Raw genomic sequence first — 9127 nt, 5'->3', positions numbered from 1 at the left:
TAATGGCAGCCAGGTGCGCTGCCTGCACAGATTTAAGCAGTAGCGTTGATCCAAAGCGCATGCCATCACTTAAGTCAGTTAAGATAAATACTGGCCGTTCTTTTTCTTCCCGAAATAGCTTGGTATGCACCTTACCGGTGCGCGCGGTGACCCGCCAATCAATAGCCCGCACATCATCACCAGGTTGATAATGCCGTACTTCGTCAAACTCCATACCGCGGCCTTTGCTTTTGGCCAGATAACTACCTGCTAATTTACTCTGAATAGCAATAGTCGGGCGCAGATCTAATAGCTGTGTATGGCGTTGATACCAGAGTAGCTCTGGCAAAGCCAAATTAACGCCATCGGCTTGCAAGGTGTTTAACCACTGCGTCGTAGTAACTTCAGCCGGTACGGCTGTCTTTGCGTGTTGCATGATCATTAAGGCACGGCAACCTGTTGCAAGATTTCATCCAATACCTGATCGGTACTGATGCCCTCTGCTTCAGCGGCATAGGTGAGAATCAATCGATGACGCAGCACATTATGAAACACCGCCTGAATATCATCAGGGGTAACAAAATCGCGGCCATTTAACCAGGCTCTTGCTCTGGCGCAGCGATCCAGTGCTATGGTGGCGCGTGGGCTGGCGCCATAGCCTATCCAACTCGCCAATTTTGCACTGTAGGCGGCAGGTTGGCGACTGGCCATAATTAACTGCACAATATAATGTTCTAAACTTTCTGCCAGATGCAGTTTTAAAATTTCCTGGCGAGCGGCAAAAATATCATTTTGGCTAATTTGCGGGGCTTTTGCCATGGCATCATGCCGAGCTTCTGCTCGGGTCAGACGTAATATTTCCAGTTCAGTTTTGCTATCTGGGTAGTCAACTTTTAAGTGCAGTAAAAAGCGATCTAACTGTGCTTCAGGCAGAGGGTAAGTACCTTCCTGCTCCAACGGGTTTTGAGTTGCCATCACTAAAAATAACTCGGGTAGCTTATAAGTGTTGCGGCCTACCGTCACTTGTTTCTCGGCCATGGCTTCTAGCAAAGCCGATTGCACCTTGGCTGGGGCCCGGTTAATTTCATCGGCTAAGATGATATTGTGAAATAAAGGGCCAGACTGAAAAGCAAATTGTCCGGTTTCAGGCCGGTAGATGTCGGTACCAGTCAAATCAGCAGGTAGCAGGTCTGGCGTAAACTGGATACGGTGAAACTCGCCTTCTACGCCATGCGCCAGGGCATTAACGGCGCGGGTTTTTGCTAAACCTGGAGGCCCTTCTACCAGCAAGTGGCCATTGGCCAACAGCGCCAGTAAGATGCCTTCGGTGAGTGCCGGTTGCCCAAGAACCTGACTATCCAGATAAGATTTTAGTGATGCAAATGCCTGAACCATAGTTATTTGTCTTTTTAGTGATTAATTAAGTAATTTCTGTTTAGCAAGAGCCTGTATCCTAACAGCTTTTCAAAACTTGTGCTTCAAAGCTGTTTGGGTAAAGCAGCTAGGCTTTGACGGTGAGTCCTTTATAAGGTTCCCTGCATCAGAAAACAAGAGGTTTGAATAGTGCGGACTTTAGGCTAAGTTTTAAAACAACTGTTTTAATTTTGGCTGACAGTGGTTACAATCAATTAAGATATCAGAGGTCAGACCTGTGATAATGCCTAACACAGCTAACGAGGATAACTATGGCCGCGCCAATAAATCTAACGACTCGCCAGGGCGAACGAATTGCTATCGTTGCCGGGTTACGTACACCTTTTGCTAAGCAAGCGACTGAATTTCATGGTGTCTCAGCATTAGACTTAGGGAAACTAGTCGTCAATGAACTACTTATTCGTTCTGAACTAGACCCTGCCTTAGTAGAGCAAGTGGTATACGGTCAGGTTGTGCAAATGCCGGAAGCGCCCAATATCGCTCGTGAGATAGTGTTAGGCACCGGCATGCAGGTCCATACCGACGCTTATAGTGTAACCCGGGCTTGCGCTACCAGTTTTCAATCGGTAGCGAATATTGCCGAATCAATGATGGCCGGCATCACGCAAATCGGCATTGCCGGTGGCGCCGATTCCAGCTCAGTGCTGCCGATTGGTGTCAGTAAAAAATTAGCCCGTGCACTGGTTGATTTAAATAAAGCTCGGACCTTTGGTCAAAAATTAGCTATTTTCCGTCGCTTAGGTTTAAAAGATTTATTCCCGGTACCGCCGGCTGTCGCAGAATACAGCACAGGCTTGTCGATGGGTGATACGGCCGAACAAATGGCAAAAAGTCATGGCATTAGCCGGGCGGCACAAGATGAAATGGCGCATCGCTCGCATAGCCTGGCGGCCGCAGCTTGGCAGTCAGGTAAGCTAGCTGGCGAAGTAATGACCGCGCATGTTGAGCCCTACAGTCGCTTTTTGCAGATGGATAACAACATCCGGCTTGATTCCAAACTCGAGTCATATGCCAAATTAAAACCGGTATTTGATCGGGTACATGGCACCGTCACCGCCGCCACCAGCACACCGCTGACGGATGGCGCCTCTGCGGTGCTGATGATGACCGAAGGCCGCGCTAAGGCACTTGGCTATAAACCGCTGGGGTATATCCGCAGTTATGCTTTTGCCGCTATAGATGTGTATGACGATATGTTGATGGGGCCGTCTTATGCTACACCACTGGCGCTTGATCGGGCAGGACTAACGCTGGCCGACTTAACGCTAATTGAAATGCATGAGGCCTTTGCAGCACAAGCGCTCGCTAATATGAAAATGTTTGCCAGCCGTAAATTTGCGCAGGAAAAGCTGGGACGGGATCAGGCCATTGGTGAAATTGATATGGCAAAATTTAACGTCAACGGTGGTTCCTTGGCTTATGGTCATCCGTTCGCTGCCACGGGTACTCGCTTAATCGTGCAAACATTAAATGAATTGAACCGCCGCGGTGGTGGTATTGGATTAACCACCGCCTGCGCGGCAGGTGGCCTCGGCGCTGCCATGATAGTGGAGACAGAATAATGAGTGAGCAACTAGCGCAAAGCTTTACCTTAAGTGTACGCGAAGATAAAGTCGCCCTGTTAACCATGGATATTGCGGGCGAGAGCATGAACGTGCTTAAAGCCTCCTTTGCCGATGAAATTGAGCAGATCTTAAAGCAGATCGCCAGCGACAGCACCATTAAAGGAGTGGTCTTTATCAGCGGTAAAAAAGATTCCTTTATTGCTGGTGCCGATATCAGCATGCTGGATAGCTGCACCACGGCAGAGCAGGCAGAAAATATTGCTAAAATGGGCCAGCAAATGTTTGACCGGCTAGAGCAATTGCGCCTGCCGGTAGTGGCAGCTATTCATGGCCCCTGTTTAGGTGGTGGTTTAGAGTTGGCAATGGCTTGTCACGCCCGCGTTGCTACCAGCAGCCCGAAAACGGTATTGGGATTGCCAGAAGTGCAGCTGGGTTTACTGCCTGGTAGTGGCGGTACTCAGCGCTTGCCTAAGTTAGTCGGCGTGCAAAAAGCCCTGGATATGATTTTGACGGGCAAACAACTGCGCGCGGCTCAGGCGAAAAAGCTAGGGTTGGTAGATGAAGTGGTACCAGAGAGTATTCTACTTGAGGCAGCGGTTAAAAAAGCCCTGGCCGGTAAGCCCAAAGCAGCACCTAAAAAGCTGAGTTTAATTAATAAGCTACTAGAGCAAACTGCACCAGGGCGGAAGCTTGTGTTTAACATGGCAACTAAGCAGACTCTGGCGAAAACCCATGGCAACTATCCGGCAGCGTTAAAAATTCTTAACGTGATCCAAATTGGAGTAGAGCAGGGCTATGTGAAGGGCTTAGCCGCTGAAGCCAAAGCTTTTGGTGAGCTTTGCATGAGTGAAGAATCAGCCGCGCTACGCAGTATTTTCTTTGCCACGACCCAAATGAAAAAAGAATCCGGTGCCGGCGATGCCAAACCGCGCAAAGTGCGTAAAGCTGCGGTATTAGGCGGTGGCCTGATGGGTGGTGGTATTGCGAACGTTACAGCGACCAAGGCCGGTTTACCGGTGCGGATTAAAGATATTTCGGAGCAGGGCATTAGCAACGCGTTGAAATATAGCTTCGATATTTTAAATAAAAAATTTAAAAAGCGTTTTATCAGCAAAGCTGAGATGCAGCAGCAATTGCTAAGAATTACTGGTACTACCGATTACAGCGGTTTCCATGATGTCGATATGGTGGTCGAAGCGGTATTTGAAGATCTGGAATTGAAACAGCGAATGATTGCCGATATTGAGCAGCACTGTGGCGAACACACCATTTTTGCTAGCAATACCAGCTCTTTGCCTATTCACAAAATTGCGGAGAAGGCGAAGCGGCCTGAGAATGTGATTGGTCTGCATTATTTTTCACCGGTAGACAAAATGCCACTGGTAGAAGTGATCGCTCATGATAAGACCTCGCCGGAAACTATTGCCACCACGGTAGCTTTTGCCCGTAGACAAGGTAAAACGCCGATCGTAGTAAAAGATGGGGCTGGCTTTTATGTTAACCGTATTTTAGCGCTCTATATGAATGAAGCCGCTAATATTCTGCTAGGCGGTGAGCCGGTAGAGAAAATTGATAAAGCCTTAGTGCAGTTTGGCTTCCCGGTTGGACCTGTCACTTTGCTAGATGAAGTGGGTATTGATGTTGGTGCTAAGATTTCACCTATTCTGACTACCGAGTTAGGTGAGCGTTTTGCTGCGCCCGCCGCTTTTGATAAACTATTAGCGGATGGTCGCAAGGGTAAGAAAACTGAAAAAGGGTTTTATCTGTACGGTAAAGCAGCGAAAAAAGGCAAAAAGCAGGTTGATGAGTCGGTGTATAGCGTATTGGGTGTCACTGCCGCACCTGCACTGAATGCCGATGAGATTGCCAGCCGTTGTACCGTACAAATGCTTAATGAGGCGGTGCGCTGTCTGGACGAGGGTATTATTGCCTCAGCCAGGGATGGTGATATTGGTGCCATTTTTGGGATCGGCTTCCCGCCATTTCTGGGTGGACCATTCCGCTATATTGACAGCCTGGGCGTAAATAACCTGGTGGCCACTTTGCGTCAGCTAGAGGCGCGCTTTGGTACCCGTTTTACACCTTGTCCGCTGTTATTAAAAATGGCTGAGCAAGGTGAGCGTTTTTATCATTCAAGCTAAATAGTGGTCATAAACATCGATTAAAAAAGAGCCTGCGGGCTCTTTTTTATACTAAAGAATAATGTTTGGCCGTCTAGATTTCTGATATAATGCGTAGCAACTTTTACGTTTACATTGGGTTGTATTCCAAGGGGGTTTAGGTGTTAATGGTGCCTGTTATTTGGTTAATGGTTGTCATTGGGGTTTATATTGCTGCGTTACGTAGCGGCATGCGCGCGCTACAATGGGCTGTAGCAGCGCTATTTACAGGCCCCTTGCTGTTACCCTTATTTAATAGTTACAAACGCTTGGCGATTCACCGGGCTCGTGTTAAAAATGCCAGTCTTTTTCGACCTTAGTGAGCTAGGGCATGTCCTAGGCATTACTTAACTGAGCCGTGGTAAATTGTTGTTGTAGCAGGCCGACCACAGCCTGTAGCTCTTGATTGTACTGGTTATCAGTTAAGTAAGCGGCATAGAGCTCCAACGCTATAGTTGGCATTGCGCTGAGCTGTCGCAAGCTGCCTTGTGCAAGGTGTTTTTTTACCATCATTTCTGGCAAGTAAGCACTGCCTGGAGCCTGTAACAACCAGCTGAGCGCTAAATGGGCGCTGGAACAGCGTAGTTTTACTGGAGCCTTTTCAATAAAAAAGCGGCCATGCAGGGTCTCAAAGGTGCTACCCCAGTCTACATAGCAATAGGGCTGTGACGTTAAGTCTGTCAATCTCTCATCAGTGCAACTGGTCACAGCAATCAGCTGTACTTCGCAAAGCTTCTCTATGCTAATCTCATCAGTCTTCGGTGGGTCGAATAAAATGGCTAAATCTAACTGATGCTCGAGGAGCTGCCGGGTTAATGTCTCGCGAGTAAGATGATCTGTGCGCCAACTCAATTCCGGTTTTTGCTGTTGTACGTCGATAAAAGTGTTGAGTAGTAATGCATCCCAAATGGTGGTGGGCGCGGCCATAGCGAGTTGTCTGGGCTGCTGCGCGCTAAGGGCAACATCGTGCCGGGCCCGTTGTAATGCGCTTAACACCGTTTGTGCATGAGGGAGCAAGCGCTCGCCAGCTGCGGTCAACTGAATGTTATTACGATACCGGACGAAGAGGTTCACCCCAAGTTGTTGCTCCAGTTGGCGGATCCTAAAGCTGACTGCCGATTGGGTTAAATAGAGGTTTTCTGCTGCCTTGCCAAAATGCCGGGTACGTTGCACTTCCAAAAAGGTTTTCAGTAACTCTGTATCCAAAATGCATCCTTATTTATTTTTATCGTAACAATAAAAAATTTTTGTTTTACGACAGGAATTTTGTTAACCATACTCCGCACAGTTTAAACTGGCTAGCTTGATATTCAACGACATGAGAGGAAAAAAGTGATGCAGCAAAGTTTTGTCGCTAATCGTCGCTTTTTCGATGACCGGAATTTCCCACGTGGCTTTACCCGGTCCGGGCGCTTTACTCTGGCAGAAGGCAATTTGCTAGAGAAACATGGTTTAGCAATGCAACAACTGGAGCAAGGATTAAGAGAGCCCATTAATGAGGAAGAGCAGCGTTTTCTGCTGGTCTGCCGCGGCGAATCTGAGGCCACTACAGTATTTGAGAAAACCTGGCTTAAGTATAAGCAGCGCTTGGCTGAAAAGCGGAAATTTCATACGGTGTTCGGCAAAAAACGTATTGCCGATGGTTCCGACGATTTCTCCTACGTAGAAACCGACACTGAATAAAAAAGGCCCTAACGGGCTTTTTTTATTAAACTGAAATTAATGGCTGGCGCTGTTTTTTTTGCGCCATTAAAAAGGCTGCGAAATCGTCAGCAGACAGCGGTTTACTGTAATAGTAGCCCTGAATAATTTCACAGCGCAGTTTGCGTAGTTGCTCGAGCTGCTCGTGTGTTTCGACCCCTTCGGCGACAACGCTCAAACTTAAGTTATGTGCAATGGTTACAATGGTATCTACCATATTACGGCCGCGTGCGCTGCTCATATCATCAATAAAAGCTTTATCTATTTTTAGTGTGTTAAGCGGAAATTGCTTAAGGTAAGCTAAAGACGAATAGCCGGTGCCAAAATCATCCATTGCCAAGTGAATACCACGAGCGCGCAGCTTTTTCATTGTATCAATAGCAAGTTTTGGCGACTCCATGACTGTACCCTCGGTGATTTCTAACTCCAGATGGTAAGACGCCAGGTTGGTTTGTTGCAGAATATCGTCAATTTGATCACATAAAAATGGCAGCATAAACTGCTTTGCTGAAAGATTTACGGCGACCCGACCATGAAACAATCCTTGGTCTAGCCAGCGTTTCACATCCAGACAGGCTTTACGCAGCACTACGGTACCAATATCGACGATTTGCCCCGTTTCTTCTGCGACGGGGATAAAGCTACCAGGGCTAATCAAGCCCCCTTTGGGCGTGATAAAGCGCACCAACGCTTCCATACCGACAATTTTGCCGGTCAGTAAATCCATTTTTGGCTGATAATAAACGGTAAAATAATCTTCTTTTAAACCATGGCGGATCAAATTCTCAATTTGTAGCCGCTTTACTGCCTGCTTATTCATGGTGTCGTTAAAAAATAAATAACGGTTAGCGCCCGCATTTTTGGCGTGGTACATGGCAGTATCTGCATTGCGCAACAGGGCTTGCGGATCTTTACCATCTTCCGGGAATAAGACGATACCGATACTACTGGTAACGACTAACTCATGCTGATCAACCGCAAAGGCTTTATTGATTTGTTGCAGTAGTAGCTTGGCTACGCTGGTAATAGCATGAATATCGTTGGTATTGTCTAGCAAAATAGCAAATTCGTCTCCGCCAAGACGGTATAGTTTTTGCCGGAATACTTTATTGTTGTGCAAGCGCTCAGCCAATTTACATAACAGGGTATCGCCCAGTTCATGGCCGAGCGAATCATTAATTTTTTTAAAATTATCTAAATCAAATACCAGCAAGGCGTGTTCGGTTGTATTCGTCACCAGGCTGGCCAGTTTAGTCATAAATACGGCGCGATTAGGTAAGCCAGTCAGTGTATCACTGTTGGCTAGGCGGCTGAGTTCAGCTTCTCTGCGCTTGCGGTCTGATATGTCTGAAAAAACGGCAACATATTGAGTAATTGAGCCTTGTTCATCCTTAATCACATCAAAGGTCAGCTCTGCCTGATAGTAATCACCATTAGTTTTCAGTTCACGAACTTCGCCACTCCACCTGCTGTGTTTTACCAAGGTTTTTTCGATATCTTGCATAAAACGGGTTGGGTAAAGCGTAAGCGTAAAGCGGCTTTGTAATACTTGGTCCCGTTTTTTGCCAGTAAGACTACTGTATGCCGGGTTGACTTCAATGATATTAAATTTGGTGTCACAGATGACAACGGCATCAGAGATATTCTCTAAACAGCGTGAGAATAATTGCATGCGCGCTTCAGCCTGCTTGAGTTGACTGATATTTTTCAACGTGCCGGTCATGCGACGGGCTTTACCTTCGTCGTTATAAGCAACGACCTTACCGCGGTCTAATACCCAGAGATAATTATCTTTTGCTGTCAATAAACGATAGCTAGCTTCAAAGAAAGGGCTGTTACCGGCAAGGTGTTGTGACAAGGCGTTAGCAACGCGTTCTACATCTTGTGGATGGATCAGGTTTTTGTTGGGTGGAAAATCTTTTAAAGCAACCTCAGTGGTGACGGCTTCTAACCAACTGCTTGAGCGATAGACTTCACCGGACTCCAGATCCCAATCCCAAAGCTCGTCGCCACTGCCCCAAATGGACAAGCGTAAGCGTTCTTCACTTTTGGCTAATGCTTTATGGTACCTGCGCATTCGCACCAGGCTAAATTGCGCCAGCAGTAACGCTGCAATAGCTAATGCTAGTAAGCTATATAGCATAACTGGTTGGATTTGTTGCCAAGAAAACACCGCCGCGGCAAGTGGCCACGAAAAAACAGCCAGTGTGATTAGGCTAAAGAGCAAGATTATTAGATAGCGCACATTATTATTTTTATATACTGCAAGTTAGCTTAACTTAACGAAGA

General features: G+C 47.0%; 7 protein-coding genes. 3 read left to right on the top strand and 4 right to left on the bottom strand.

Features of this window, described 5'->3' with window-relative positions; translation table 11 throughout:
• Positions 1 to 421: DUF58 domain-containing protein (locus IE163_RS17800; RefSeq protein WP_229833500.1), on the bottom strand; the 421-nt coding region annotated here is incomplete at its 3' end.
• Complete coding sequence (locus IE163_RS08960) at positions 421 to 1374, bottom strand: AAA family ATPase (protein WP_189432365.1); 954 nt, start codon at positions 1372 to 1374, stop codon at positions 421 to 423. The genes IE163_RS08960 and IE163_RS17800, both read right to left, overlap by 1 nt.
• Before the next feature lie 290 nt (positions 1375 to 1664).
• Between IE163_RS08960 and fadI the strand changes: the two genes are divergently transcribed.
• Both fadI and fadJ read left to right on the top strand, forming a co-directional pair.
• The gene (gene fadI / locus IE163_RS08955) at positions 1665 to 2975 is read left to right on the top strand and encodes an acetyl-CoA C-acyltransferase FadI (protein ID WP_189432364.1); all 1311 of its coding nucleotides are present in this window, start codon (positions 1665 to 1667) and stop codon (positions 2973 to 2975) included.
• Positions 2975 to 5119: a fatty acid oxidation complex subunit alpha FadJ gene (gene fadJ, locus IE163_RS08950; protein WP_189432363.1), complete on the top strand. Its 2145-nt coding sequence runs from the start codon at positions 2975 to 2977 to the stop codon at positions 5117 to 5119. Before fadI ends, fadJ begins: the two co-directional genes overlap by 1 nt.
• Before the next feature lie 354 nt (positions 5120 to 5473).
• Here the strand turns inward: fadJ and IE163_RS08945 are convergent, their stop codons facing one another.
• Positions 5474 to 6343, bottom strand: a complete 870-nt coding sequence (locus IE163_RS08945) for a LysR substrate-binding domain-containing protein (protein WP_189432362.1) — start codon at positions 6341 to 6343, stop codon at positions 5474 to 5476.
• Positions 6344 to 6472: 129 nt separating this feature from the next.
• On the opposite strand from IE163_RS08945, the gene IE163_RS08940 reads away from it, so the two are divergent.
• Positions 6473 to 6820 carry a MaoP family protein gene (locus IE163_RS08940; RefSeq protein ID WP_189432361.1) on the top strand — a complete coding sequence of 116 codons (348 nt, stop codon included), beginning with the start codon at positions 6473 to 6475 and terminating at the stop codon, positions 6818 to 6820.
• Between the two features lie 25 nt (positions 6821 to 6845).
• Here IE163_RS08940 and IE163_RS08935 read toward each other — a convergent pair whose 3' ends face one another.
• Positions 6846 to 8915 (bottom strand): putative bifunctional diguanylate cyclase/phosphodiesterase, encoded by a 2070-nt coding sequence (locus IE163_RS08935; protein WP_373297882.1) that lies wholly within the window; start codon positions 8913 to 8915, stop codon positions 6846 to 6848.
• Positions 8916 to 9127: the final 212 nt, after the last annotated feature.

Origin of the sequence: Alishewanella longhuensis (genome assembly GCF_014653435.1) — a bacterium.
GTDB lineage: Bacteria > Pseudomonadota > Gammaproteobacteria > Enterobacterales > Alteromonadaceae > Alishewanella > Alishewanella longhuensis.
This window is presented reverse-complemented; position numbering and strand designations above follow the sequence as displayed.

What these genes read in the sequence shown, in the direction of transcription:
- IE163_RS08960 (WP_189432365.1), bottom strand. Translation starts at nt 1,374, where the DNA reads ATGGTTCAGGCATTTGCATCACTAAAATCTTATCTGGATAGTCAGGTT.
- fadJ (WP_189432363.1), top strand. Translation starts at nt 2,975, where the DNA reads ATGAGTGAGCAACTAGCGCAAAGCTTTACCTTAAGTGTACGCGAAGAT.
- fadI (WP_189432364.1), top strand. Translation starts at nt 1,665, where the DNA reads ATGGCCGCGCCAATAAATCTAACGACTCGCCAGGGCGAACGAATTGCT.
- IE163_RS08935 (WP_373297882.1), bottom strand. Translation starts at nt 8,915, where the DNA reads ATGCGCAGGTACCATAAAGCATTAGCCAAAAGTGAAGAACGCTTACGC.
- IE163_RS08940 (WP_189432361.1), top strand. Translation starts at nt 6,473, where the DNA reads ATGCAGCAAAGTTTTGTCGCTAATCGTCGCTTTTTCGATGACCGGAAT.